The sequence below is a fragment of the Paracoccus sp. PAR01 genome (assembly GCF_014851995.1).
Classification (GTDB): Bacteria; Pseudomonadota; Alphaproteobacteria; order Rhodobacterales; family Rhodobacteraceae; genus Paracoccus; species Paracoccus litorisediminis.
The window spans coordinates 31,313-55,771 of the sequence record NZ_JACVAW010000006.1 but is presented as its reverse complement, the minus strand read 5'-3'; the positions used below and the strand labels follow the sequence as shown (position 1 = coordinate 55,771).

Genomic DNA, 24,459 nt, shown 5'->3' with positions numbered 1-24,459 from the left:
TTTCTCCTTGGATATCAGGGGGTGGGTTCAGTGGCTGCTTTCAGCCAGCGACCCGATGGTTTCGGTGGGGTGTCGGGCGGGTGCCCGATCCGCAAGGCGGCAGACCGGGTAGCGCAGCGCGCAAAGCCCCAGTGCCGACAGGAAGACCAGAAGTTGCGGGGCAGCCGTGACGGCGGCCTGCGCGGCAAAAAAGGCGGGCGGCCCCAGCAGCACGCCCAGCAGCGTGATCTGCGTCACCAGCCCCGAGGTTGCGCCGATGCTGTCGGACGATGGCGCGGTAAAGGGGACCAGCGTCCACATCCCGACCAGCAGCCCGCTGCCGAACATCAGCACCCAGACGGTGACGATCGAGGCCATGAAGCCCGGCGCGGTTCCGTAAAGCGCCAAGCCCGCAATCCCGGTGATTGCCATGCCCAGCGTGGTGATGGCGCGGCTGGAAACGCCCCGGCGCAGCATCAGCCCGACCGAGAGGCAAGCCAACGCGTTCGAGATCATCGAGACCGCGCTCCAATGCGCCACCGCGACTTCCTCGATGCCGTATTTCGCGCCCAGATAATGGCCCAGCGTCGCCAGAACCCCGGTCTGCAGGAAGGAATCCCCGGCAAAGGAAATCCCCAGCAGATAGACCATGGGCGAACGCAGCACCCGCCCTGCCCCGCGCGCCCGGTCCGAGCGGCTGCCCGTATCCCGTGCCGGGATGGCCAGCACCGCCAGCACCAGCAGAACGATCAGCAGCACGACGTGGAAACCGAATGCCGCGCGCCAGGTGCCGAAGCGGTCGGCCAGTCCTGCCGAAAGGAAGGGCAGCAGGAAGCTCATCGGGACAAATGTCGACCACAGCGCCAGCGCCATGCTGCGCTGCTGCCCCGAGGTCATGCGGATCAGCGTCGTCACCGCCGCCACCGCGGCAAGGACATAGCCCAGCCCGGTGACCGCCCGCGCCGCCAGCAGCCAGCCCAGCGACGGCGCCGCCGTGGTCAGCAGATCGCCTGCGATCATGACCAGAACGCCGGTGAACAGCACGCGGCGATCGCCGATCCGGTCGACGAAATAGCCCGAGATCAGCGCCCCAAGCGCCACGATCAGCGAGGGCATCGACATGACCCAGCCGATGGTCGAGCGCGAGGGCGGATGAAACTCGGCGGCGATCTTGCCCAGTTCGGTCACGGCCTCGCTGACGCACATGGCGGCGGCGACGCCAAGACCGTAGATGATCAGAACCCGCGCCAGCGGTGCCTTGATGATGGTCGACATGGTTTTCCTCCCTTGCCGTCAGCCTGATCCATGAGGGCGATGCAGGCCAACGGAACCTCCGCGAATGTTCATATTGCGGAAGCGGTCCTGAATGGGCCGCCTCTCAGGTTCACTTCCGAAGCAGGGTCATCTGCGACAGCAGCACCTGCCAGCGCTCAGCGGTCCGGACCGCGGCGATGGCGCTGAAGCCGTCCAGATCGACCAGCTCGCCCGTATCGATGCGGCGCACGCAGTTCAGGCTGGGACCGGTGATCAGCACGCCGTCGCCCAGGCTGCGCAGCTCCAGCGCGCCGCGCGTGATGGCGACAAAACCGCCCATCCGCCCGACATGCGCGATGAATTCACCCTTGCCATGGACCTGCCCCGAGCTGTGCACATGGGTCAGATCATCATGCAGGATGCGCGCCAAAGCTGCCGGATCGGCGGCGATCAGCGCCGCCTGTCGCGTGGCCTCAAAGGCAAGGATCTCCTGCCCCAGCGCGCTGCCGTGATCGATCAGCGCCATCAGACCAGCCCCTCATAGCTGCCGCCATCCAGTTGCAGGTTCTGCCCCGAGATGAACCCGGCCTGCGCCGAGCAGAGGAAGGCGCAGGCATCCCCGAATTCACCGGGCAGGCCGAAGCGTTTCGCGGCAATGGTGCTGCTGGCGCGGGCGCGGGCCTCATCTCGGGTGATCCCCTCGCGCGCCATCAGCCGCTGCGCCATGAATTCCTGCCGCGGCGTGTCGATGCGCTCGGGCAGGATATTGTTGATGGTGACATTGTCCGCCACCACCTCGCGCGAGATCGCCTTGCAGATCGCGGTCAGCCCCGCGCGGGCCGAGGTCGAAAGCCCCATCATGTAATGCGGCGCCTTCACCATGGCCGAGGTGATATTGACCACCCGTCCAAAACGGCGCGTCTGCATCCCCGGCACCCATGCCCGGATCAGTTGCACCGCCGGGATCATATTGGCCCCCATCGCGGATAGCAGCGCGGCCTCATCCCAATCGGCCAGCGCGCCGGGGGGCGGGCCTGCATTGTTGGTGACAAGGATGTCCACCTTGGGGAAGCGCTGCAAGATCGCGGCGCGGTCCTCGGGTCTGGTCAGTTCGGCGGCGATGAAATCGACATCCGCGCCGGGCAGGTCGGCGCGCAAGGCTTCGGCCACGCGGGCGAGCTTTTCCGCATCACGGCCGTTCAGGACGACCCGCGCCCCCTCGCGCGCCAGGGCCGTGGCGCAGGCAAGGCCCAAGCCCTGCGACGAGGCGCAGACAAAGGCCAGACGGCCGGAAATTCCCAGATCCATGATCTTCCTCAGGAAAAGATGTCATTGAAAAATGTGCTCATTGCGGCCCATGAGCGGCGATCTGCGCGGGCGTCATAGGCCGCAAACGGCGGACGCCCCGGCGCGTCAGGTTCGGTGAAGGCGTGCTTGACCCCGCCGTAAAGGTCCAGTTCCCATGCCACGCCTGCGGCAGACATGGCGGCGGTCAGGCGAGAGATATCCTCGGGCTTGGCCATTGGATCGGCATGTCCCGAACAGATCAGCACCGGGCCGCGCGACTGTGCACCCCAGTCATCCGAGACCAGATCCAGCCCGCCGTGAAAGCTGACGACACCCGCAACCGCGCCGCCGATGCGGGCATATTCCAGCACGCTTGTGCCGCCGAAACAGTAGCCAAGCGCGCCGATGCGGGTGCGATCGACTTCGGGCCGGGCGGCAAGCTGGGCGTGAGCGGCCTCGACACGGGCCATCCAGCCAGCAGGGTTGCGCACACATGCCCCCAGCTTCTCACCGATCCGGGCCGGGTCGGCGATCTGCTCGCGCCCGCCCCACAGATCCAGCGCGAGAGTCGCAAAGCCCTGCCCCGCCAGCCTTTCGGCAATGCCAAGGATAAAGCCGTTCAGCCCATGCGCGCCATGCACCAACAGGATGCCCGGCAGGCCGCGCGAACCGTCGGGGGCGACAAAACGGCCCGACATGGTCAGCCCGTCCTGACTGTAACTGATATCCTCGGCGATCATCGCAGCCCCCTTGTTTTGCCGATCTTGATAGGCGGCAGCGGTCTGCGGGCAATCGCGGGGGTCGGTTCTGTTCACATTGCGAAATGCGTCATGCGCACTCCACATGGTGAAAATCCGGGGCGGTTTTCGTTGCACAGGTCCGCGCGGCAAGGTCCGATCCCTGCCGTTTCAGCAGCGAAAAAGGGCCTTCATGCCGCATTGCATCGTGGAATATTCCGCCAATCTTGAACCGACCGGGCGCATCGACGAGTTGCTTCAGAAGATCGCCGCGCATTTCCGAACCGCGCCGGATGTCTTTCCGACCGGAGGCGTGCGGGTCCGCGCCATCCCGGTCAGCCATTACGTCATTGCCGATGGCAACCCCGACCATGCCTATGTCAACGTGACCTGCCGGATCGGCGCGGGCCGTCCGGCCGAGTTTCGCAAGGCCTTTTTCACCACGGCATGGGACATCACCGTCGCGCATTTCCGTGAGGAAAGCGCACGGCGCGGGCTGGGCATCACCTTCTATGTCGACCAGGCCGACCCCGAAGGCGCGTGGAAGACCAACTCGATCCATGTCCACATGGCCAAGGTATAGAAAATCGGGGCCAGAATTGCATCTGGCCCCGATTGCTCAGGCATTTTCGAGGAAGCGTTCCAGCGTCGGCGGCTCAATCGAAAGCAAGGGCTGCACCGGATCGGTTCCGGCAAAGCTGGTCGCCTCGTTGAACCATTTCGCCTGCGCGGGCAGGCCCCATTGATCGGCGCGGCGGGGATCGGACAGGCTCCACGCGACCGGGGGCTCAAGGTCGATATGTTGGTAATGGGTGTTGAACAGCTCGATCCGGTGGCCGTCGGGATCGCGGAAATAGCAGAACATCGCGCCCGAGATACCGTGCCGCCCCGGCCCGCGTTCCAGCCTGCGACCAAGGCCAAGGCTGCCCGCCACGTCGCAGGCATGGACCAGATCATGGGCGTCGCGCAGCAGATAGGCGAAATGGTGCAGCCGTGGGCCGAGGCCGTTGGTAAAGACCAGATCATGCGGGTTGCCCTTGCGCTGCATCCAGACGCCCCACAGGTTCACTTGTTCCGAGCTGTTTTCGGAATAGGTATATTCCGAGGTGCGAAAACCCAAAGGCTGCCAGAAGCGGAACGCCTTCCACACGTCCTGCGCCTGGATCTGCCAATGGTCCAACCGCTGCGCCGCCGCGCCGTGATAGCGGTCATAAGCCATGAACATGCGGTCACGCAGCGGCATGGACGAGGTGAACTCGACCGGCATCCCAATCGCATCCGTGACCTGCAGCGTCTTGCCCTGATAGGCCACATCGACCAGCTTTGCGGCGACGCCGATACTGTCGAAATGGTCCTTGGCCTTCAGGATGTCGTCATCGGTCAGCACGCGGAAACCGATGCGCGGACAGTCCGGAACCTCGCCTTTGACCAGCACCAGACTGTGATGGCAGTTCTCCTCGCGGCCGCGCAGCCACAGGGTGTTTGCATCCTCGTCGCTGACCACCAGCCCGACCAGATCGGTGTAAAACGCCTTGCTGGCGGCAAGGTCGCGGACGGTCAGCACGGTATGGCTGGCGCGCGTGACGTTGAAGGGCGGGTTCAGGACCGGATCGGGCAGGTGCATGGTTCTCTCCTCATCAGCAAGCTGGACCAGATGAGAGGGATTTTCCCCCTGCCCGCTTCTGCCTCAAGCGTGGCGGGGGGATCTGTTCACATGCCGGAACGCCTTACGCGCTCATGCGCTGGCGACCCAGCGCCTGCGCGACATCGCGCGCGCCCGCACGCAGCAAGGGCAGCAGGCGCGAGGCGCGCTCACCCTTCAGCCGGGCGGTGGGGGCGATGATGCTGATCGCGCCGACGGCACGGCCAACCACGTCGCGCACCGGAACGGCCAGCACATGGCGGCCGGGATCGATCAGGCTGTCCTCGCTGAGATAGCCTTGCGCGCGGGCGGCCTCGACACCGGCCAGCACGGTCGCATCAGAGCAGTGCCAATCGGCAAAACGCTCGGCATTCTGGCGCATCGTGTTGGCCAGACGCTCCTCGCCCATGAAGCCCAGCATGACACGCCCGCCGATGCTGACGCCCAAGGGCCTGCGCGCGCCGACCTTGATGCGCTGCGCCTGCAACGGGAAATTGCCAAACCGCCGGTCCGCATAGACCGAGTCATTATGCGACGGCACCGACAGAAAGATCGAATCCCCGGTCTTCTGCGCCAGATCCTCCAGCGTGGGAACGGCAAGACGGGTGATCGGACAGCGGTTGAAGGGCGCGACGCCCAGCCATGCGGTTTCCGCAGCAAGGCGATAGCGCTGCGTCCCCGAGGCGCGCTCGACGATGCCTTCCTGCTCAAGCGCCTTGAGGATGCGATGCGCCGTCGGATGCGACAGTTTCAGCGATCCGGCGATATCCACGAGCTTTTCGCCGTCGCAATCGCCTCCGGCCAGCAGCCTGACAATGGCGAACGAACGCTGGATGCATTGGGTGCCAGTTGCTTCGCGGCGCGACCCCTCGATCGACGTTTCCATGCCCATGTTCTTTTTCCTCCCAGAAAATTCAATCGTGACCACGGACCAGCCCGGATTCCAGCAACCTCCGGGTGGTCTTATGCATATGTCGTGTCAGCGCCTCGACGGCGGGTTCGGTCTGGCGGTCCAGCACCAGATCAAGGATTTCGCGGTGTTCGGCCTCGATATTGCGGATGCCCTCGACCTGCGGCAGCAGCATCCGGCGGTAACGCTCGGCCTGAACATAAAGCTCGCCGCGCAGATAAAGCCACCACTTGCTGTCGCAGGCGGCAACCAGATCGTCATGAAAGCGCGCATGGATATGCGCCCAGTCGGGATGGCCGCGCCCCTCGGGCGAGGTCCCGGCCCGCGACAGCCTGTGCCATGTCGCAAGCAACTGCGCCTCCCAGTCGACATCGCCAAGCGCGATCGAACGGCGCAGGCAGCGCGCCTCGATTTCGACCCGCACCTCGGTCAGATCCAACAGATCCTCGCGCGAAATGGCGGCGACGTGGAACCCGCGCTGCGGCATGGCGACGACCAGCCGGTCCGAGGTCAGCCGCGCCAAGGCCTCGCGGATGGCGCTGGCCGAAACGGTATAACGCGTGGCCAGCCCATCGATCGCCAGCTTCGCCCCCGGACGGAAGGCACCGTTCAGCAACTCTTCCTTCAGATCGTCGTAAACTTCGGCAGTCTTGCTGATTGCCATAAACCCTTGCCCCCCGATGCGATGGCGCTGTTCCCCCGCGCAATCGCAACACAGATTCTTCGGGGTCAGCAGAGCCTAAATAGATATTTCTGTCAAAATAGATTTTCCTGAAAAACGCGATTTTCCGCGATGTGGAAGATTTTTTTCGCACCGCTTGTCCGGCGGCGGTGGCTTGGGGCTGATGGCCCAAAGCCCGGCCTTATCGGGCAGGAGGAATTCGATGACTGTTGCGGATTTTCGCGCCTTCGTGCTGGCGGAAAGCAATGACCGGGTCGGCAAGTCGCGCGGGCTGGACCCGGTGACCTATTCTCGCCCCATCCTTGAAACACCGCGCGCCATCGCGCTGAAGGCGGAATGGGACCGGCTGCAGGATGAGCCTTATGTCGGCATCACCCATGACGGCACGCCGGAACGGGGGCTGTTCCCGCTGGAGGATCAGGGCTTTGACGCAGCACTGGCGGTATCCGCCGCCGAAAGCCTGCTGGCGACGCTGACGCCCGACGAACGGGCCGCATCCTGCAAGCCCATTGATGCCCGGCAATGGCGCGGCTGGTACAATCCCGAACTGGTCTTCAACACCGAAGGCGTGCGGCTGGAAGACCTGACGCCCGCCTCGCGCGACTGTTTCCTTGATCTGCTGGCGGCCTGCACCTCGGCGCGGGGGTTCCAGAAAATCCGGCGGCTGATGAAGGCCAACCTGTTTCTGGGCGAGGTCTATGACCTGCGCCAGATCATGAACGAGTGGTCCTATCACTTCCACATCTTCGGCACACCCTCGGTGACTGACCCTTGGGGCTGGCACATCTATGGCCATCATGTCGGCTTCAACGTGCTGATCCTTGGCCGCCAGTTGGTGATCGCGCCGCTGTTCATGGGCACCGAACCCAATGAAATCACGCTGGAAAGCGGCGAAACCTTTGCGATGTTCAAAGAGGAAGAGGTGCAGGGCCTTGCCCTGATGCAGTCGCTGTCGCCCGAATTGCAGGACCGCGCCACGCTGTTTATCCAGATGGAAGACCCGGCCATGCCGGCATGGCGCTTCAACTTTGCCGACCAGCGCCATCTGGGCGGGGCGTTTCAGGACAACCGCATCCTCCCCATCGAAGGCGTGCCAGTTTCCGAATTCAGCCAGGCGCAGCGTCAGGCGCTGCTGGACCTATGCGAGACCTTCCATGCCCATTGGCCCGACGGCCCCCGCCACGCCCGGATGCGCCAGATCAAGCAGCATCTGGACCGCACCACCTTCAGCTGGATCGGCGGGCATGGCGATGACGACCCCTTCTATTACCACATCCATTCGCCGGTCCTGATGCTGGAATTCGACCACCATTCGGGCATGTGGCTGAGCAACGAACAGCCCGCCAAGTTCCATATCCACGTCATCAGCCGCATCCCGAACGGCAATGATTACGGCAAGGCGCTGATCGCGCAGCATCAGGATGCCCGACATGCTTGATACCACCCTTTCCGCCATGCTGGACGACCCCGGACTGCTGCGCGAGGCTGCGCTTGTCGGCCCCCGCTGGATTGAAGCGAATGGCGCGGGCATCCCCGTCACCAACCCCTCGACCGGAGCCATTCTGGGCCATGTCCCCGACCTTGGCCCCGCCGAGGTCACCGAGGCGATCCGCGCCGCCGAAGTCGCGCAAAAGGCATGGGCCGCCCGCACCGCCAAGGAACGCAGCCAGATCCTGAGTCGCTGGTTCGACCTGATGATGGTGCATCAGGACGACCTTGCCCGCATCCTGACCGCCGAACAGGGCAAGCCCTTCCCCGAGGCCAATGGCGAGATCGCCTATGGTGCCAGCTTCATCGAATGGTTCGCCGAGGAAGCCCGCCGCGCCTATGGCGAGATCGTCCCCGGCCACGCCCCCGACAAGCGCATCCTTGTCACGAAACAACCCATCGGCGTGGTGGCGGCGATCACGCCGTGGAATTTCCCCAATGCCATGATCACCCGCAAGGCCGGTCCGGCCTTCGCCGCAGGCTGCGCCATGGTGCTGAAACCGGCCAGCGAGACGCCCTTCTCGGCCATCGCGCTGGCGGTTCTGGCGGAACGCGCGGGGCTGCCTGCGGGGCTGTTCTCGGTGCTGACCGGGCGCTCGACGGTGATCGGGGCGGTGCTGACCGCAAGCCCCGTGGTGCGCAAGCTGACCTTCACCGGTTCGACCGAGGTCGGCGCTGCGCTTTACGCGCAATGCGCCCCGACGATCAAGAAACTGGGGCTTGAGCTGGGCGGCAACGCGCCCTTCATCGTCTTTGACGACGCCGATCTGGATGAGGCGGTCGAGGGCGCGCTGGTCGCCAAGTTCCGCAACAATGGCCAGACCTGCGTCTGCGCCAATCGCATCTATGTCCAGTCGGGCATCCATGACGCCTTCGCCCGCCGCCTTGCCGCCCGCGTGGCGCGGCTGAAGACCGGCGACGGGTTCGATGTCGGCGTGACCTTCGGCCCGCTGATCGACGCCAAGGCCGTGACCAAGGTGCAGGAGCATATCGAGGACGCCAAGGCCAAGGGCGCGCAGGTGCTGACCGGCGGCGCGGCCCATGATCTGGGCGGGCGTTTCTGGCAGCCGACCGTGCTGACCGGTCTGACGGCTGACATGGCCATCACCCGCGCGGAGACCTTCGGCCCGGTCGCGCCGATCTATCGCTTCGAAACCGAGGCCGAGGTGATCGCCGCCGCCAATGACACGGAATTCGGCCTCGCCTCCTATGTCTATAGCCGCGACCTCGCCCGGACCCTGCGCGTGGCCGAGGCGCTGGAGGCTGGCATGGTCGGGGTCAATACCGGGCTGATCAGCACCGCCGAGGCACCGTTCGGCGGCATCAAGGCCTCGGGTCTGGGCCGCGAGGGCAGCCGCCACGGGCTCGATGACTTCATGGAGCTGAAATATATCTGCCTTGGAGGCATCCAATGAACCTCGTGTCCTTCACTGCCGGGGAAAAGGCGCTATGGGGCGTGACGGCGGGGGATGGTGTCCTTGCCCTGTCCCCGGAATTTCCCGAATTCCCGACCCTGCGCGACGTGATCGCGGCTCAGGCCATTCCGCAGGTTCTGGGCGCAGCACAGGGCCGCGCGGCCAGCCATGCAGCGGGCAGCTTCGCGCTGCAAATCCCCATCCCGAACCCGGAAAAGATCATTTGCGTCGGTGTGAACTTCCCCGAGCGCAATGCCGAGTACAAGGACGGCAAGGACGCGCCCGCGAACATGTCCCTGTTCCCGCGTTTCGCGCGTGGCTTCTCGGGCCACGGTGCGGCGCTGATCCGGCCCCCGGAAAGCGAGCAGCTGGATTATGAGGGCGAGATTGCCGTGGTCATCGGCAAGCCCGGTCGTCGCATCGCGGAAAGCGAGGCGCTCTCCCATATCGCGGGCCTGACACTGTGCAACGAGGGCACGATCCGCGACTGGGTGCGCCACGCGAAATTCAACGTGACGCAGGGCAAGAACTGGGACCGCTCGGGCGCGATGGGGCCGTGGCTCGTGCCCTTCACCGACCCCGCGCAGATCCTTGATGTCGCCATCGAGACGCGGGTGAACGGAGAGCTGCGCCAATCCGACCGCACGGGGCGGATGCTGTTCCCGGTCGCGCGGCAGATCGCCTATATCTCGACCTTCACCACCCTGGTGCCGGGCGACATCATCGTCACCGGAACGCCGACCGGCGCGGGGGCGCGCTTTGAGCCGCCGATCTGGCTGAAGCCCGGCGATGTGGTCGAGGTCAGCGCCGAGGGCATCGGGATGCTTTGCAACGAGGTGGCCGACGAATGACTCTCTCGGACCATGATATCCGCGCCGCCGCCGAGGACCTGTTCCGTGCCGAAACCGAACGCCGCCAGATCGGGTTGCTGTCGCTGAAACATCCGCAGATGACGCTGGACGACGCCTATGCCGTGCAGGCCGAACTGGTGCGCAGAAAGCGCGCGGCGGGCCTTGGCGTGATCGGCTGGAAGATCGGCCTGACCAGTCGCGCCATGCAGCAGACGCTGGACATCACCACGCCCGATTCCGGCATCCTGTTGTCGGACATGCTGTTTGCCGATGGCGCGGTGGTCCCGCAGGGCCACTTCATCCAGCCACGGATCGAGGCCGAGATCGCCTTTGAGATGAAGGCTCCGCTTGCCGGAAAATCCGTGACCCGCGCTCAGGTTCTGGCCGCGACCGATTTCGTCACGCCCTCGCTTGAGATCCTTGATACCCGCATCCTGCGCGCCGATCCCACGACCAAGGCCACGCGCAGGATTCAGGATACCGTGGCCGACAATGCTGCCAATGCCGGGATCGTTCTGGGGGTGCAGCGCCATGCCCCCGACGCATTCGACCTGCGCCGGGTCGGCGTGATCGTCAAGCGCTGTGGGGTGGTCGAGGAAACCGGCCTTGGCGCAGGCGTGCTGGACGATCCGGTCACCGGCATCCTGTGGCTGATCCATCGCCTTGCCGAATATGGGCAGGGTATCGCGCCGGGCGAGGTGCTGCTGTCAGGCAGCTTCATCCGCCCGATCGAGGCCCCGCCCGGCAGCCGATTTGATGCCGATTTCGGCGATTTCGGTCATGTGACCCTGAATTTCGCGTGAGTCTGATATGCCCGCCCCCATCAACTACCTGAAGCATCGCCTTGCCGCTGGCGAGGTCACACATGGCATCTGGCTTGGCCTTGCCGATCCCTACACCGCCGAGATCGCGGCAACTGCCGGTTTCGACTGGCTGTTGATCGACGGCGAACATGCGCCGAACGACATCCGCTCGCTTTCGGCGCAGGTCGCAGTGGTCGCGGCCTCGGAGAGCGCGCCGATCATCCGCCTGACCGATGACGATCCGGCCAAGATCAAGCAGGCGCTGGATATCGGCGCGCAGACCCTGCTGATCCCGATGATCGACAGCGCGGATCAGGCGGCCCGCGCCGCCCGCGCCTGCCGCTATCCGCCCGAGGGTTTTCGGGGCGTCGGCTCGGCGCTGGCACGCGCCTCGCGCTTTGCGGCGATCCCGGATTATCTGGCGACGGCCAATGCCCAGATCTGCCTGATCCTGCAGGTCGAGACCCGCGCAGGCCTTGCCGCGCTGGATCAGATCGCGGCAACCGAGGGCGTGGACGGCGTTTTCATCGGTCCCTCGGATCTTGCCGCCGATATGGGCCATCTGGGCAATCCCGGCCATCCCGAGGTGCGGGCCGCCGTGCTGGACGCGCTGACCCGCATCCGCGCCGCGGGCAAGGCGGCGGGCGTCCTGACCACCGACCCGGATTTCATCGAGGCCAGCAAGGCCGCTGGCGCGAATTTCGTCGGTGTGGGCATCGACGTCACCCTGTTTGCCCAGACGCTGCGCATGCTCGGCCAACGCTGCCGCGCGGGCTGAGACCACGCCTCATCGCCAAGATTTCCCGAACGTCCCCATTGGGGGCGATCGGGTACGGCCGGCCTGATCCGGCACCGGCTGGAAGACCCGGAAAGATCTTCGAAAGGGAGGAAGAATGAACATGAAATCCATCATCTGTGCGGGTCTGCTGATCTCGGCCAGCGCGCTGCCCGGCGTGGCGCAAGACCGGTCTGCGGGACATGCGGGTGCCCATGCCGGAGGGCCACCCAGCGGCATGGCGACGTTCCAGCGCAAATTCAGCGCGGCGGGTCTGCTAAGCATCTGGGGCGTCGACGATACTTTCGGCGCGACCCAAAGCCGGATCAACAACGGCCTGTCGCAACAGGCCAAGGCCGAGGCCACGGGCATCACCACCGGCTATGAGGACGACATCTCGACCCTGCTGGTTCCGGTTTCGGTGTTGCAGGGCCTGCCGGACGGGCAGTCGTTCATCTATAGCAAGTTCACCTTCAACGCCAATCGCGGCGCCGAGAACCCGACCTATTCCGAAGGCACGCTGCCCAGCATCCTTGTGTCATATCTGAACATGCCCAGCGACAATCTGGTCTGGGGCATCGGCGTGCTGGGCCAGCGCGCGGATTCCGACATGAAGCATAATGGCGGCGAGATCAGCTCGACCTCGGCCGGGTTCCGGGGCGATCTGATGTATATCATGAACGACCATTGGGCGATGGCGCATCGGGTGGTGGCGCTGTGGGGGGATAGCACCACGGATATTCCGACGCCCTTCGGAACGGTCAGCGAGGATCGCGACAGCTCGCTGCTGTACTGGCAGGGCGATCTGGTCGGCACCTTCACCGACGCCGACCTGCCGCAGCTGGGCAAGGGCTGGGTGCTGCATCCGCGACTGGGCATCGTGGCGCAGGAAACCATCCGCGACGAGGCAACCAACAACAAGGGCGGCCACAGCCCCGAGGAAGATCTTGACTACGGCATGGTGCAGGCCGTCGCGCGCCTTGAGAAGCCGGTCTTCAAGCCCGGCGAATGGTCCCCGCAATTCGAGCTGGGCGTGAAGCACGAATACGAGAACTCGGTCGGCAGCTACACCGATGAGGACGACTACCTGTACAGCCAGATCGCCTTTGGCCGGAAGTTTCAGAACGGCGCCTTCCTCAACGCCGCCTATACCCGCGACGACGGCTTCAACGGCAACCGCCGCACCCAGACCTTCAAGCTGATCTATTCGATGAGCTTCTGAAACTGGACCGGGCGGCACCGTTCGCCGCCCGGCGCTTTCTCGGTCCGTGGCCGCAACAGGTTTGCCGCCGTGCCGTCCCCTTCGCTGCCTTTTTGACCGGGTTTCGGCAACGACCTGTCCCCCTGAACAGATTGACAGATCCCCTAATCCCCGCCCATTTCTAGGAAGAACGGTCTGGAACTGGGACAGATGAGCGCTCCGACCCCCTATGCGGCCCTTGCCGACGACCTTCGTGCCCCGGTGCAAGCGGCACATCAGGATTATCTTTCAAGGCGTTACTTCTCATCCCTGAACGGGCTGCGCTGCCTGTGCATCGCCGCGGTCATGTGGCATCACAGCCCATTTGCCAATCCCGAGGGCGGCCCGCGCATCCTGAGCCGCGGTTTTGTCGGAGTGGATTTCTTCTTTGTTCTCAGCGGCTTTCTGATCACAACTCTTCTGTTACGTGAGGAAAGCCGAACCGGAAGGATCGCGGTCGGTGCCTTCTATGGGCGGCGGGCATTGCGGATCCTGCCGGTCTATCTGCTGTTGGTGACATTGCTGGCAATCTATTGGATCGCGGTCAAAGGTCAGAGCGACATCGCCAAACTGCCCTATTACTACCTGTTTCTGGCCAACTTCCTGAAGGAACATATCCCGCTTCTGTCAGTGACCTGGTCGCTGTCGGTCGAGGAACAGTTCTATTTTCTTTGGCCGGCGCTGCTGGTGCTGTTGCCCGCTGCCGCTCGGTTTCGGACAGGTCTGCTGATCACGCTGACCGTCATCTGCCTGCTGATCTCGCTTGGCCTCGCGGATTGGCTTGGCCTGCCCAGGATCGAGACCGAGCAGGCGATCTTCAAGCTGCCGGGCGCGTCCTACATGGCGGTCCTGTGGGGGGCTTTGACGGCTGTGCTGCTGCATCAAAGGACCGGCTATTCCTGGTTGATGGCGGTGACCGGCTGGCGCGGTGCGCCATTGGTCTTTTTCCTGATGCTGGCGCTTTATCTGCAATTGTCCCCGCCAATGCTGGTCGGCTGGGCGGCCTTGGGCATGGACGTGTTGATGGCGCTTTGCCTGATTTCGATCGTCATCCGCGAGGATCACGTGCTGCGACCGGTCCTGACCTTTGCTCCGGTCGCGCGTGTCGGAGAAGTCAGCTACGGCATCTATCTGTATCACCTGATCGGGCTGCATATCGCCCATGAGATTGGCCGGCGCGTCCTGCCGGACCCATCGCAGGGCCTTTGGTTGGTCACGCTTCTGTTCGTGGTGATCTCAATCGCCATGGCCGAGGTCAGCTTCCGCACCTATGAGCGTTTCTTCCTGTCGCTCAAGGGCCGCATGTCGAAAACTGCGGTTGCCGAGCGGGCCTGAGCCCCTGCACGCGTTGCCATAAGGTCAGGACCATCTCGCGCAGCGCCAGCGCCTCGGACCAGCGGTCGGACAGTTCATCGCCGTCCGCGCCGGTGATCGCATAGGGCTTTGGACCCAGTTCGCAGGTAAAGATCAACTGTGCATCCGGGGCCGACCGCGCCGACCAGTCGCGGAAACCGTGCTCCCACCAGTCAAGGAACAGATCCAGCCATGGCCGGTGCTGGGGAAACGAGATTTCAACCTGCACCTGCTCGCGTGAGGCGACGCGACCGTGAAAGGCCCATGAGTTCCGCAGGATGCGATGGATCATTGCGTGGTTTTCGACATCGACCGGAAAGGCGAATTCGCGTCCGACAAGGAAATGCGAAAGGTCGGCCAGCAAGGGCAGATCGGGCCGGGCATCCAGCAGGTCCAGCGTGAAATGCAGATCCGTCGTCATCCGGTCGCGATGGGTCTCGATCAGGACGGGCACGCCTGCCCGCTGGGCCAATTCCATCCAGCCGTCCAGCAGCGGCAGGCAGTCCTGAACCCGACGCGGGCGGATGTCGGGTTGCAGGTTGATGTGGCGGACCGGGAACTCCACCGCCAGTTCCAGAGGCAGCCGCAGGTCGTCGACCGAACGTGGAAAGCAGACGCCTTCGATCCCCAGCCCCGTGCCTTGGGTGGCACGGTTCAGGCGTTCGACAGCCGCGCGGTCGGTGTAATGCGCGCTGATCCCATCAAAGCCCGCCGCCGCGATACGGGCAATGTTCTCCTCCAGACTGGGTTCAAAACCATCGGCATGGCGACGCTCCATCGCCCAGAGCGATTCAAAGACAAGCAGCTTTTGCATCAGGCGGCCCGCGCGGTCTTGAGCAGCGCTTTCAGTCCCACGGCCGGATCGGCCAGCACCTTTGGGTCGGGGCGGCTGCCGGCGGCGATCAGCATCTCGGCCAGCCGGATATCGCGGGCGATGCTGTTGCCGGGGCCAAGGCCTGCTGCGGCGACCAGCAGACCATCGGCCAGATAGAAGCTGATCTGGCCGTCACCCAGCGGGCGCGTGACCATCTCCTGTCCGGATTGTGGCAGGCCCACGACCTGAAGACCAAGATCGTATTGATCGGACCAGAACCAGTGCAGCGCCGCGAAATCCTCGGTCCCGCCCAGCATGTTGCGCGCGGCGGTCTGGGCCTGATCGCGGGCATTCCGCCAGCTTTCAAGGCGCATATGCCCGCCGCCGGGTTGGGCAAAGGCAGCGCAATCCCCCGCCGCAAAGATGGCCGGGTCCGAGGTGGCCAGTCGCGCATCGGTCAGGATGCCGTTTCCGGTCGCAAGCCCGGCTGTCTGGGCCAGCGCGGTGTCGGGGGTGACGCCGATGGCGCTGATGACCAGACCTGCGGCAACATGATCTCCGGACGCCAGCGTCACCCCGTTGGGATCGATCCGTGCGATGCCTTGGCCGAAATGGAAATCCACGCCTTCCGCAATATGGCGGTCGTGCAGGGCCGTGGCCAGATGGGGTGGAACTGCGCGTGACAGCGGCGCGGGTCCGGCTTCGATCACCGTCACCTTGATGCCCCTGCCCCGCAGCAGCGCGGCCAGCTCCATGCCGATCAGCCCCGCACCGATGATGGCCACCGGACCGGTCGCGGCGACCAGCACGGCTGAAGCATCGGCATGGGTGCGGAAATCCAGTGCAAGCTTAGCCCCCGGACAGCTCAGGCGGCGCGGACGGGCACCGGTGGCGATCAGTAGCCGGTCATAGGCCAGGCTGCCGCCCGTCAGGGTCAGGGTTCGGGTCTGCCGGTCGATCGCCTCGACCGACATGCCGGGGCGATAGTCGATCCCCGCCGCGTCCAGCGCAGCCTGTTCGCAGATCGGCTTGCGGATGGCCTGTCCGCCGTCGGGTTTGGACAGGGGAGGACGCTCATAGGGCAGCCCGGCTTCCGCGCCGATCAGGGTTACGGGACCGTCATAGCCCTGTTCGCGCAGGGCAAATGCCGCCCGCGTCCCACATTCGCCAGCACCGATGATGACCATGCCGTTCATGTCGCTCTCCTGCCTGAAGGGGACCGGCGCGGTAAGGCGACCGCGCCGGTCAAGGGGTCAGTTCCGGCCCGCGAAACGGGCGATGCTGTCGGGGGTCACCAGCTCAAAGGGGATCATCACCTTGGAGGCGACCTTCTCGTTCCGGCTCAGCGCCAGTGCCGCGTCAATCGCGCCAGCGGCCTGACCGGCAGCGTTCTGAAACACGGTCACGTCCAGCTCGCCCGCCTGCATGGCGGCCAGCCCGTCCTGCGTGGCGTCGATGCCGACAACGACGACATCCTCCATCGCGGTTCCGGCGGCCTTCAGCGCCTGTATCGCGCCGATGGCCATTTCGTCATTATTGGCCAAGACAAGGTCGATCGGACGGCCCGAGGTGATCCAGTTGGTCGTCAGGTCCAGCGCATTGGTGCGCTGCCACGCGGCGGGCTGTTCGTCGGCAATGGTCACGCCCTTGCAATCGCTTGCGGCCAGCGCGTCCTTGGCGGCCTGCGTCCGCTCGCGCGTCGCCTCATGCGCCAGATCGCCCATCAGCAGATAGGCCTGTGCATCGTCCTGCTTGCCGCGCGCCTTCAGCAGCGCACAGGCCGCTTCGGCCCCCAGCCTGCCGGAATCCGCCTCGGCCGAGCCGACATAGGCTTGCGTCGCGGGAAGGCTGTCCACATTGGCGGGCTGCAGGTTCAGATAGACCAGCGGAATGCCCGCGTCCGCCGCCGCCTGACTGATGCCGGGCGCGGCCGAGGTATCGGCCAGCGTCACGATCATCGCGTCCACGCCCGAGGCGATGAAATTATTCACCTGATTCAGTTGCTTGGCGACGTCAGTTTGCGCGTCTTCGACCTGCAGCTCGACGCCGCCGACTTCGGTGGCGCGGCTTTGCAGGCCCTCGCGCAGCAATGTCTGGAAGTTGTTGTCGAAGCTTTGCATCGAGACGGCGATGGTTTCGGCATCGGCGGCAGCCGCCATCAGGGCCACGGCCGAGACCGCAGCAAGAAACGTCTTCATCTTATCCTCCCTGGCGGGGTGCCGGCTCACCCCCGTGACATGCCGGAGCTGGGGGATGCGCGGCGCTACAGCGCCACGCGGACCTCGCCTTCGACGATCTCGACCGGGTAGGTGCGCAGGTTCTCGCAGGCAGGCAGGCGCAGGGCTTCGCCGGTGCGATAGTCGAAGGCACCGGAATGCTTGGGGCATTCGACCTCGAAATCCATCACCAGCCCTTCGGACAGGTGGATCGCCTCATGGGTGCACAGACCGGCGGTGCACCAGACACTGTCATCCGGGGCGCGATAGATCGCATAGGTGCGGCTACCATGGTCAAAGCGGATGGCGCCTTCCTGTTCGATATCGTCAAGCTTGCAGGCGGTGACCCAGTTCATTCGGTGGCTCCTTTCGCGTCCAGTTGCGCCTTGCGGGCAGCGAGCTTTTCCTTGCGTTTGCGATAGCGGGCCTGCATCCGCGCCTCGCCTTCGGGCGAGCCGTCGTGCCAGGTGCCGAACCACTTGTCCAAGGGGATCAGGGCGTCGCCGTAATTCACCTCGAAATACTTGTGGTGCAGGTAATGGGCATAGGCATGGCTATCGACCAGCCGCTCATCCCCAACCTCGATCTTGTCAAAGCCGACATGGCCCGGAATGGCGCCGAAACCGGCGAAATTCATCTGATAGATCATGATGATCGGGTTCGAGGGCAGGATCAGGTGATAGAAGGCCGTGCCGAAATACAGCAGATGCTCGACCGGATGCATGGCCAGCGAGGACCAGGGTGAGGGGTTGACCGAATTGTGGTGAACCGAATGCACCCATTTATACAGAAACGGCGTGTGGATCAGCCGATGGACAAGGAAGAAATGCACCTCGTGGATGATCGGCACGGCCAGCGCGACCAGCGCCAATGTCCAGGGGTTGTCGGCAAAGCTGAGCCAAGGCGCGTAGCCATTGGCATAGGCCCACAGCATCAGCGCCTCGATTCCGGTCCAGATGGTGACGCCGGACAGGAAGCTGCGCAGCATGCTGTCGATCACCTGGCTTTCGAACCAGAAGGCCTTGCTTTTCTGCTCGGACGGGAATTTCGCGTTATATTTGAAACGGCTGCCCTGACGGCGCAGGACATACAGATGCAGTTCGAACGCACCGTAGAACAGGAACACGCAGACCGCATTCACGGCGTATAGCCACAGGACCCAGCCAATCTGGATGCTGCGCAGCACCTCGACCGGGGGGATCACCCAAGCCCAATAGGCCACGGCAGAGGCGGCAAAGATCAGGTTCCACGGCAGGAAGTAATGCGGCAGCCAATGCAGCACCGCCTTGAGCTGCGGCGGCATCTGCCAGATCGGGGCGGGCTGGACCGTCGCATGTGGCGTCCAGTCGCCGCGCTTGTTCCGCGTGCCGAATTTCAAGTCATCCATGACGCTTTCCTCCAAGCGATCTCCCTGCGATCAGGGGTAACAGCGCAGGGAAAGACTGGCGAAGGATTCCCTGATCAGATTTGATCAGATACTTTCGGCGGTGATGGTGACAAAGCGGATCGGGCTTTGATCCGGGGCAATCTCGGTCAGGCCGACATGGTGCAGGATCAGGTCCAACGCACGGCGGGCCTGCGCCTCGGGGGCCTGATCCAGCACGATCTGCATATAGCCCTCGCGCAGGGCACGGGCGGTGTAATCGGTCAGTTCATGGCCGACGAAATAGACCTCGCGTCCGCGCGGATCGCGGCGCAGGACATCCAGCAGCGCCGCATTCGCACCGCCCGCATTGTATAGCCCAGCCAGATCGGGGTGACGTCGCAGCGCATGGAACAGCAGATCGGCGCTGCGGGCATCGTCGTCATGCCCAAAGCCCAGCCAGACAAAGCGTGTCGCAGCGCCCGGATTGTCGCTGAAATAGTCCGAGAATCCGCGAATCCGGTCACGATGGACCCGATAGATCGGATGGCACAGCGCGATCACTGGCCCGCCCTGCGGCAGCATCCGCGCCATGAACATCGCGGCCGAGCGTCCCGCCGCGTAATTGTCGATGCCGACGAACTCGCCCACCCGGTCCGAGGCGCGCGTCACCACATGGACCACTGGCACGCCGCGCGCGGCGACGGTTTCGATGGCGGCGCGGATCAGCGGATGGTCCGGCACCGCAAGGATCAGCCCCGCCCGCGGCGTCTCGGTCGAGGCGATCCGGCGTGCGATCTCGACCGGATTCATCTCATCGGGAAAGCTGCGGTGAACGACGACCAGCGGGTTGAGCGTCGCGGCGATCCGCTCGAAGGCACGCGAGAGTCTGCGAAAGAAGGTGGTTTCGGGCCGCACCAGCATGACCTCGATCCGCAGCAGGCCACGATGCCGTTCGGGCAGGATGCGGGGATAGCCCAAGGCCCGCGCCGCCAGCACGACCCGTTCGACCGTATCGCCGCGCACGCCGCCACGACCGTTCAACACCCTTTCGACCGTGGCCGTCCCCACCTTGGCCAGGGTCGCGATATCCTTGAACGTGGGCTTGGCCATGCTCTGCTCCGGCTTGCGCGAGGCCAGCATAACGGGCGCAGCCCGCGGCGGAAGCCAGCATCGCGCGAGGGATCAAGGCCAAGGCTGGCCCCGCATCGCGGAAGCCAGCCTTGCTTGGATCGCTGTTCAGACCGCCGCCATCTGCGCGGCAATGATGCCTTCCAGCGTGGCGCGTTCCGCAGGCGCCAGTTTCGGGACGCCCGGCAGGCGGACGGGGCCGACCTTATAGCCCAGAATTCCCAGCGCCTCTTTGACCACGGTGACATTCGCGCCATTGCGATGATGGGTGCGAAGTTCCTCGAAACCGGCGAAACGGTCGATCAGGTCGCGCGCCCCGGCGAAATCGCCGCGGACCAGTGCAGCATGAACGGCCAGCGAGATTTCGGGGAAAACGTTCACGAAGCCCGAGGTAAAGCCCTGCGCGCCGATGGCATAGAAGGCGGGTGCCCAGGCCTCGGCCAGACCGCAGACCCAGATCGTCGGCAGGTCCTTGGTCGAGCGGATCACATCCGCCAGCAGCATCAGGTTGGGCGAGGCGAATTTCACCCCGGCGATATTGTCATGGCTGCCCAGACGCCGGAAATCGGCCACCGAGAAGGTGTCGGTGCGGACATAGGCAATCACCGGCACGGTGGCGGCATCGGCCAGCGACAGGAAATAATCGACCTGCGCGGCGGGCCCGGCAAAGGGATCCATCGGGTGATGGCTCATGATCGCGCCACATCCGGCGGCGATGGCGTCACGGGCCAGCGCCTTGGCCTCGACCAGCGAGCGCCCGACGGCGGCGCTGATCAGCGCCCGGCCCTCATTCGCCTCGGCGGTGACGGCATGGACGCGGCGGATCTCATCCAGCGACAGCGAGAAGAACTCGCCCGTGTTGCCCGCTGCCATCAGGTTGTGGATGCCCGCCCCCGCGACCCGCGCGATCAGCTTGGCAAGCAGCGCTTCGTCAATGTTGCCCGAGGCGTCATAGGGGGTCACGGGCACGCCGGAAATTCCGGTCAGGGTCTGGCGGATCGCCTGGATGTCCTTGGTCACAATGTCAGTCCTTGTTCTTTCTGAAAACGAGATCGAGATAGCTGTTGCCGGCACGCAGGACATGGGCCTTCATCGCGACTTCGGCGGCATCGGGGTCGCCAGCAATGACCGCGCGGCCAATCTGCCGATGCTCGGTCAGCGCCTGCTGGCGTTCCGCCGGATCGGAATGGATCACCCGCCTTGCGCCGCTGTCATAGACATCCTGCCGGTCGTTCAGCAGCCGCAGGTAATTCGCCCGCGCGACCGAACGGATATGGCCGTGAAAGACTTCGTTCAGCTGCACCAGTTCCTCGGCGCTGCTTTCGGCAGTGGCGCGCTGCATGTCGTCAAGGATGGCCTGCAGCACCGGCTTGTCCTGCGCGGTGATGCGCTGCGCGGCCAGCCGGGCGATGGTCGATTCGATGGCGGCGCGGGCGAGGATCATTTCCTCGGCCCAAGCGAAATCGAAATTCACGATCACGCCGCTGCGGGGCTTGGTGCGGACCAGACCGTCGGCCTCCAGCAGGCGCAGGGCCTCTTTCACCGGGGTGGTGCTGACGCCCAATTGCTCGGCGATGGCGCGTTCGTTCAGCCGCGCGCCCGGCTCGAATCCGCCCTGCAGGATCACCTGCCGCAACGCGCGGTGCACATGCTCGCGCAGCCCCGCCACCGCCAGGGGATCAAGGCGCGAAAGCGCAGCTTCCGCAGGGGGCGTGGCAGCATTCATCGGGATTCTCCGGGTTGACTGTAATCCTCCGTTGTGACATTTGATATATCACATCTCAGATGCTGTCGACCCAAAAGACGCCTGCCGGATGCAATGAGGGAGGAGAATCCAATGCTTAGACGTCAGTTTCTGGCGAGCGTCGCCGCTGCGGCGGTGGCTGCTGCCCTGCCACTGGATGCCGCGATGGCGGCAACGCCCAAGGATCAGTTGGTGATTGCCACGAACATGACCACGATGCGCGGCGTTGACCCGCACGAGGCCAACCAGATCGAATCGATCGAGATCCTTGCCAACCTTTACGACCGTCTGGTCTATTTCGAACCGGACAATCTGGCCGAACCGAAGCCGCAACTGGCAACCGAATGGCAGGTCTCGGCCGATGGCCTGACCTTCACCTTCAAGATCCGCGACGGGGTCAAGTTCCATTCCGGCAATCCGCTGACCGCCAAGGACGTGGAATGGTCGCTGCACCGCTTGGTCAAGCTGGGCCTGTCCCCCGCCATCGACCTGCGCCAATGGGGCTTCAACGACGAGAACGTCGAGAAGCTGATCCGCGCGACCGACGCCCAGACCGTTGTCATCGAGACCCCGGAGCTGTGGAACCAAAGCCTGATCCTGGCCTCGCTGGCCAGCTCTGGCTGCTCGATCGTCGACCGCGAATTGGCGCTGAGCAAAGAGCAGGACGGCGATATGGGCCGCAACTTCATGCAGGCCTCGGATGCGGGATCTGGCCCGTTCTCGTTGCGCAATTTCCGCCCGAATGACGTGCTGATGGCGGATGCCAACCCCGATTACTGGAACGGCGCCCCGGCCATGCGCCGCGTGATCATGCGCCACATGCCGGAATCCTCGGTCCAGCGTCTGCAGCTTGAAGCGGGCGATGTCGATGTGGCGACGCGGCTGTCCTCGACCGATCTGGCCGGATTTGAAAGCGCGGGCAATATCGACATCCAGAAGGTGCCGGGTTTTGGCTTCTATTACATCGCGCTGAACCAAAAGGACGACATCCTGTCGCGTCCGCAGGTCCGCGAGGCCTTCCGCTATCTGATCGATTACGAAGGTCTGGCCAGCACCGTCATGCGCTATTACGGCGTGATGCGGCAGACGATCATCCCGACCGGCCTGCCCGGCGTCGTTGATGAAGCGCCCTACAAGCTGGACGTGGAAAAGGCCAAGGCGCTGCTGGCCGAGGCCGGTCTGGCCGACGGCTTTGCCAAGACCTGCTACCTGCCCTCGGGCACGCCCTATTTCGAATTCGCACAATCGCTGCAGGCCAATGCCGCGAAGGCCGGGATCAAGCTGGACCTGCAGGTCGGCGACTATCTGGGCAAGTTCCGCGAACGCGCCACCGACATCTATTTCGCGCGCAGCGGCGAACGCCTGCCCGATCCGCATTCGATCCTGCAATCCTATGCGACGAATTCCGACAACAGCGACGGCGCGCCGCTCAGCGGGCTGCTGGCATGGCGCTCTGCCTGGGATGTGCCGAAACCCTTGCAGGAAAAGGTCACCCTCGCCGCACGCGAGACCGATCCGGCCCGCCGCGCCGAAATCTACACCGCCCTGAACGAAGAATACCTGAGCTGCTCGCCAGCGCTGGTGACCTCGTTCGAGCGCATCGACGTCAAGGCGGTCGGCAAGCGTGTCAGCGGTTACACCGGGCATCCCGCCTGGGTGACGCGCTGGGACAAAGTGACCAAGGCCTGAGCCAAAGATCAGGAGACCGAAGTGAGCGAAACCGACCTGACGGCACAGGATCACGATACCCGCTGGCAAGGCCTGCTTGAGGCGCTGCGCAAGGTATCCACATCTGTGGCCGTGATCCTGACGACCTTATTCGGTCTCCTGGTTCTGACTTTCGTGATTGGCCGGATGGTTCCGGCCGATCCGGTGCTGGCGATCCTTGGTGATACCTTCGATCAGGCCGCCTATGACCGCGTCTATCAGCAGCTGGGACTGGACCAGCCACTGTATGTCCAGTTCTTCCACTATGTGCAGAACATCCTGCATCTGGATTTCGGGCAGTCGAACGTCACCAAGAACCTTGTGGTCGACGATCTGGCCCGCGTGTTTCCAGCCACGCTGGAACTGGCGATCCTTGCCATCACCATCGGCACCCTGCTGGGCGTGCCGCTGGGCATCATCTCGGCGGTGCGGCGCGGCACATGGGTCGACCATCTGGCCCGCGTCGTCGGACTGCTGGGGCATTCCACGCCGATCTTCTGGCTGGGAACCATGGTCATCCTGATCTTCTATGCGGGGCTGGGCTGGATTCCGGGCGGCGGCAGGATCGATCTTTACAATGACGGGCTGGTCGAAGGCCCGACCGGGATGCTGATCCTTGACGCGGTGCTGGCCGGGGAATGGGAAGTGTTCTGGTCCGCCCTGCACCACATCCTCGCCCCCGCTTTGCTGCTGGGCTATGCCGCCATGGCCTATCTAAGCCGGATGAGCCGCAGCTTCATGCTGGAACAGCTAAGCCAGGAATATATCCTGACCGCGCGGGCCAAGGGCCTTGCCCAGCCTGCGGTGGTCTGGAAGCACGCCTTCCGCAACATCCGGGTACAGCTGCTGACCGTCGTGACGCTGGCCTTCTGCGGGTTGCTGGACGGGGCCGTCCTGATCGAGACCGTCTTTGGCTGGCCCGGCCTTGGCCAATACCTGACCGCCGCCCTGTTTTATGCCGACATGAACGCGGTTCTGGGCGCGGTGCTGCTGATCGGGCTGATCTCGATCCTGATCAACCTGCTTTCAGATGTCGTCTACCGCTTCGTCGACCCAAGGACCCGCTGA

General features: G+C 64.4%; 25 protein-coding genes. 10 read left to right on the top strand and 15 right to left on the bottom strand.

The features are described from left to right. Positions 1-27 precede the first annotated feature (27 nt). From IB235_RS11815 to IB235_RS11800, 4 genes are all read right to left on the bottom strand, one after another. Positions 28-1,254 (bottom strand): MFS transporter, encoded by a 1,227-nt coding sequence (locus IB235_RS11815; RefSeq protein WP_192336898.1) that lies wholly within the window; start codon positions 1,252-1,254, stop codon positions 28-30. Positions 1,255-1,363: 109 nt separating this feature from the next. Beyond that, positions 1,364-1,759 (bottom strand): DUF4440 domain-containing protein, encoded by a 396-nt coding sequence (locus tag IB235_RS11810; RefSeq protein WP_192336897.1) that lies wholly within the window; start codon positions 1,757-1,759, stop codon positions 1,364-1,366. Next, positions 1,759-2,541 carry an SDR family oxidoreductase gene (locus IB235_RS11805; protein WP_192336896.1) on the bottom strand — a complete coding sequence of 261 codons (783 nt, stop codon included), beginning with the start codon at positions 2,539-2,541 and terminating at the stop codon, positions 1,759-1,761. The genes IB235_RS11810 and IB235_RS11805 overlap by 1 nt, the downstream gene beginning before the upstream one ends. 8 nt (positions 2,542-2,549) lie before the next feature. Further along, on the bottom strand, positions 2,550-3,260 hold the full coding sequence (locus tag IB235_RS11800; RefSeq protein WP_192336895.1) for a dienelactone hydrolase family protein: 711 nt from the start codon (positions 3,258-3,260) through the stop codon (positions 2,550-2,552). A 190-nt stretch (positions 3,261-3,450) separates the two neighbouring features. Between IB235_RS11800 and IB235_RS11795 the strand changes: the two genes are divergently transcribed. After that, entirely contained in the window at positions 3,451-3,840 is a 390-nt protein-coding gene (locus IB235_RS11795) for a 5-carboxymethyl-2-hydroxymuconate isomerase (protein ID WP_192336894.1), read from the top strand. A 36-nt stretch (positions 3,841-3,876) separates the two neighbouring features. Here IB235_RS11795 and IB235_RS11790 read toward each other — a convergent pair whose 3' ends face one another. From IB235_RS11790 to IB235_RS11780, 3 genes are all read right to left on the bottom strand, one after another. After that, positions 3,877-4,881, bottom strand: a complete 1,005-nt coding sequence (locus IB235_RS11790; protein WP_192336893.1) for a VOC family protein — start codon at positions 4,879-4,881, stop codon at positions 3,877-3,879. 103 nt (positions 4,882-4,984) lie between these two features. After that, positions 4,985-5,791, bottom strand: a complete 807-nt coding sequence (locus IB235_RS11785) for an IclR family transcriptional regulator (RefSeq protein WP_155041328.1) — start codon at positions 5,789-5,791, stop codon at positions 4,985-4,987. A gap of 22 nt (positions 5,792-5,813) precedes the next feature. Continuing rightward, positions 5,814-6,473 (bottom strand): GntR family transcriptional regulator, encoded by a 660-nt coding sequence (locus IB235_RS11780; protein ID WP_192336892.1) that lies wholly within the window; start codon positions 6,471-6,473, stop codon positions 5,814-5,816. Positions 6,474-6,693: 220 nt separating this feature from the next. Between IB235_RS11780 and IB235_RS11775 the strand changes: the two genes are divergently transcribed. From IB235_RS11775 to IB235_RS11745, 7 genes are all read left to right on the top strand, one after another. Next, the gene (locus IB235_RS11775; RefSeq protein ID WP_192336891.1) at positions 6,694-7,929 is read left to right on the top strand and encodes a DUF3500 domain-containing protein; all 1,236 of its coding nucleotides are present in this window, start codon (positions 6,694-6,696) and stop codon (positions 7,927-7,929) included. Then, the gene (locus IB235_RS11770; protein WP_225612246.1) at positions 7,922-9,394 is read left to right on the top strand and encodes an NAD-dependent succinate-semialdehyde dehydrogenase; all 1,473 of its coding nucleotides are present in this window, start codon (positions 7,922-7,924) and stop codon (positions 9,392-9,394) included. Before IB235_RS11775 ends, IB235_RS11770 begins: the two co-directional genes overlap by 8 nt. Continuing rightward, complete coding sequence (locus IB235_RS11765) at positions 9,391-10,245, top strand: fumarylacetoacetate hydrolase family protein (protein ID WP_192336890.1); 855 nt, start codon at positions 9,391-9,393, stop codon at positions 10,243-10,245. Before IB235_RS11770 ends, IB235_RS11765 begins: the two co-directional genes overlap by 4 nt. Next, positions 10,242-11,048 (top strand): 2-oxo-hept-4-ene-1,7-dioate hydratase, encoded by an 807-nt coding sequence (gene hpaH / locus IB235_RS11760; RefSeq protein WP_192336889.1) that lies wholly within the window; start codon positions 10,242-10,244, stop codon positions 11,046-11,048. Before IB235_RS11765 ends, hpaH begins: the two co-directional genes overlap by 4 nt. A gap of 7 nt (positions 11,049-11,055) precedes the next feature. Then, entirely contained in the window at positions 11,056-11,826 is a 771-nt protein-coding gene (locus IB235_RS11755; RefSeq protein ID WP_192336888.1) for an aldolase/citrate lyase family protein, read from the top strand. Positions 11,827-11,947: 121 nt separating this feature from the next. Continuing rightward, complete coding sequence (locus IB235_RS11750; protein WP_192336887.1) at positions 11,948-13,045, top strand: autotransporter domain-containing protein; 1,098 nt, start codon at positions 11,948-11,950, stop codon at positions 13,043-13,045. A 189-nt stretch (positions 13,046-13,234) separates the two neighbouring features. Then, positions 13,235-14,398: an acyltransferase gene (locus IB235_RS11745; protein ID WP_192336886.1), complete on the top strand. Its 1,164-nt coding sequence runs from the start codon at positions 13,235-13,237 to the stop codon at positions 14,396-14,398. Here the strand turns inward: IB235_RS11745 and IB235_RS11740 are convergent. The 8 genes from IB235_RS11740 to IB235_RS11705 all read right to left on the bottom strand — a co-directional run bounded on the left by IB235_RS11740 (position 14,355) and on the right by IB235_RS11705 (position 21,666). Then, positions 14,355-15,230 (bottom strand): sugar phosphate isomerase/epimerase, encoded by an 876-nt coding sequence (locus IB235_RS11740; protein WP_192336885.1) that lies wholly within the window; start codon positions 15,228-15,230, stop codon positions 14,355-14,357. The genes IB235_RS11745 and IB235_RS11740 overlap by 44 nt on opposite strands. After that, positions 15,230-16,426: an NAD(P)/FAD-dependent oxidoreductase gene (locus IB235_RS11735; RefSeq protein ID WP_192336884.1), complete on the bottom strand. Its 1,197-nt coding sequence runs from the start codon at positions 16,424-16,426 to the stop codon at positions 15,230-15,232. The genes IB235_RS11740 and IB235_RS11735 overlap by 1 nt, the downstream gene beginning before the upstream one ends. Before the next feature lie 57 nt (positions 16,427-16,483). Further along, complete coding sequence (locus IB235_RS11730) at positions 16,484-17,428, bottom strand: substrate-binding domain-containing protein (RefSeq protein ID WP_192336883.1); 945 nt, start codon at positions 17,426-17,428, stop codon at positions 16,484-16,486. Between the two features lie 65 nt (positions 17,429-17,493). Beyond that, positions 17,494-17,802, bottom strand: coding sequence for a MocE family 2Fe-2S type ferredoxin (locus tag IB235_RS11725; RefSeq protein ID WP_155041340.1), 309 nt, complete (start codon positions 17,800-17,802; stop codon positions 17,494-17,496). Beyond that, positions 17,799-18,833: a sterol desaturase family protein gene (locus IB235_RS11720; RefSeq protein ID WP_192336882.1), complete on the bottom strand. Its 1,035-nt coding sequence runs from the start codon at positions 18,831-18,833 to the stop codon at positions 17,799-17,801. The genes IB235_RS11725 and IB235_RS11720 overlap by 4 nt, the downstream gene beginning before the upstream one ends. An 84-nt stretch (positions 18,834-18,917) precedes the next feature. After that, positions 18,918-19,922, bottom strand: coding sequence for a LacI family DNA-binding transcriptional regulator (locus IB235_RS11715; RefSeq protein ID WP_192336881.1), 1,005 nt, complete (start codon positions 19,920-19,922; stop codon positions 18,918-18,920). Between the two features lie 126 nt (positions 19,923-20,048). Continuing rightward, entirely contained in the window at positions 20,049-20,960 is a 912-nt protein-coding gene (locus IB235_RS11710; protein ID WP_370576881.1) for a dihydrodipicolinate synthase family protein, read from the bottom strand. 4 nt (positions 20,961-20,964) lie between these two features. Further along, positions 20,965-21,666, bottom strand: coding sequence for a GntR family transcriptional regulator (locus IB235_RS11705; RefSeq protein ID WP_192336879.1), 702 nt, complete (start codon positions 21,664-21,666; stop codon positions 20,965-20,967). Between the two features lie 111 nt (positions 21,667-21,777). Here IB235_RS11705 and IB235_RS11700 point away from each other — a divergent pair, with 111 nt between their 5' ends. Next, on the top strand, positions 21,778-23,373 hold the full coding sequence (locus IB235_RS11700; RefSeq protein ID WP_192336878.1) for an ABC transporter substrate-binding protein: 1,596 nt from the start codon (positions 21,778-21,780) through the stop codon (positions 23,371-23,373). Between the two features lie 21 nt (positions 23,374-23,394). Next, a complete protein-coding gene (locus tag IB235_RS11695) occupies positions 23,395-24,459 on the top strand; it encodes an ABC transporter permease (protein ID WP_370576880.1) in 1,065 nt (354 codons plus the stop codon).

What these genes read in the sequence shown, in the direction of transcription:
- IB235_RS11815 (WP_192336898.1), bottom strand. Translation starts at nt 1,254, where the DNA reads ATGTCGACCATCATCAAGGCACCGCTGGCGCGGGTTCTGATCATCTAC.
- IB235_RS11810 (WP_192336897.1), bottom strand. Translation starts at nt 1,759, where the DNA reads ATGGCGCTGATCGATCACGGCAGCGCGCTGGGGCAGGAGATCCTTGCC.
- IB235_RS11805 (WP_192336896.1), bottom strand. Translation starts at nt 2,541, where the DNA reads ATGGATCTGGGAATTTCCGGCCGTCTGGCCTTTGTCTGCGCCTCGTCG.
- IB235_RS11800 (WP_192336895.1), bottom strand. Translation starts at nt 3,260, where the DNA reads ATGATCGCCGAGGATATCAGTTACAGTCAGGACGGGCTGACCATGTCG.
- IB235_RS11795 (WP_192336894.1), top strand. Translation starts at nt 3,451, where the DNA reads ATGCCGCATTGCATCGTGGAATATTCCGCCAATCTTGAACCGACCGGG.
- IB235_RS11790 (WP_192336893.1), bottom strand. Translation starts at nt 4,881, where the DNA reads ATGCACCTGCCCGATCCGGTCCTGAACCCGCCCTTCAACGTCACGCGC.
- IB235_RS11785 (WP_155041328.1), bottom strand. Translation starts at nt 5,791, where the DNA reads ATGGGCATGGAAACGTCGATCGAGGGGTCGCGCCGCGAAGCAACTGGC.
- IB235_RS11780 (WP_192336892.1), bottom strand. Translation starts at nt 6,473, where the DNA reads ATGGCAATCAGCAAGACTGCCGAAGTTTACGACGATCTGAAGGAAGAG.
- IB235_RS11775 (WP_192336891.1), top strand. Translation starts at nt 6,694, where the DNA reads ATGACTGTTGCGGATTTTCGCGCCTTCGTGCTGGCGGAAAGCAATGAC.
- IB235_RS11770 (WP_225612246.1), top strand. Translation starts at nt 7,922, where the DNA reads ATGCTTGATACCACCCTTTCCGCCATGCTGGACGACCCCGGACTGCTG.
- IB235_RS11765 (WP_192336890.1), top strand. Translation starts at nt 9,391, where the DNA reads ATGAACCTCGTGTCCTTCACTGCCGGGGAAAAGGCGCTATGGGGCGTG.
- hpaH (WP_192336889.1), top strand. Translation starts at nt 10,242, where the DNA reads ATGACTCTCTCGGACCATGATATCCGCGCCGCCGCCGAGGACCTGTTC.
- IB235_RS11755 (WP_192336888.1), top strand. Translation starts at nt 11,056, where the DNA reads ATGCCCGCCCCCATCAACTACCTGAAGCATCGCCTTGCCGCTGGCGAG.
- IB235_RS11750 (WP_192336887.1), top strand. Translation starts at nt 11,948, where the DNA reads ATGAAATCCATCATCTGTGCGGGTCTGCTGATCTCGGCCAGCGCGCTG.
- IB235_RS11745 (WP_192336886.1), top strand. Translation starts at nt 13,235, where the DNA reads ATGAGCGCTCCGACCCCCTATGCGGCCCTTGCCGACGACCTTCGTGCC.
- IB235_RS11740 (WP_192336885.1), bottom strand. Translation starts at nt 15,230, where the DNA reads ATGCAAAAGCTGCTTGTCTTTGAATCGCTCTGGGCGATGGAGCGTCGC.
- IB235_RS11735 (WP_192336884.1), bottom strand. Translation starts at nt 16,426, where the DNA reads ATGAACGGCATGGTCATCATCGGTGCTGGCGAATGTGGGACGCGGGCG.
- IB235_RS11730 (WP_192336883.1), bottom strand. Translation starts at nt 17,428, where the DNA reads ATGAAGACGTTTCTTGCTGCGGTCTCGGCCGTGGCCCTGATGGCGGCT.
- IB235_RS11725 (WP_155041340.1), bottom strand. Translation starts at nt 17,802, where the DNA reads ATGAACTGGGTCACCGCCTGCAAGCTTGACGATATCGAACAGGAAGGC.
- IB235_RS11720 (WP_192336882.1), bottom strand. Translation starts at nt 18,833, where the DNA reads ATGGATGACTTGAAATTCGGCACGCGGAACAAGCGCGGCGACTGGACG.
- IB235_RS11715 (WP_192336881.1), bottom strand. Translation starts at nt 19,922, where the DNA reads ATGGCCAAGCCCACGTTCAAGGATATCGCGACCCTGGCCAAGGTGGGG.
- IB235_RS11705 (WP_192336879.1), bottom strand. Translation starts at nt 21,666, where the DNA reads ATGAATGCTGCCACGCCCCCTGCGGAAGCTGCGCTTTCGCGCCTTGAT.
- IB235_RS11700 (WP_192336878.1), top strand. Translation starts at nt 21,778, where the DNA reads ATGCTTAGACGTCAGTTTCTGGCGAGCGTCGCCGCTGCGGCGGTGGCT.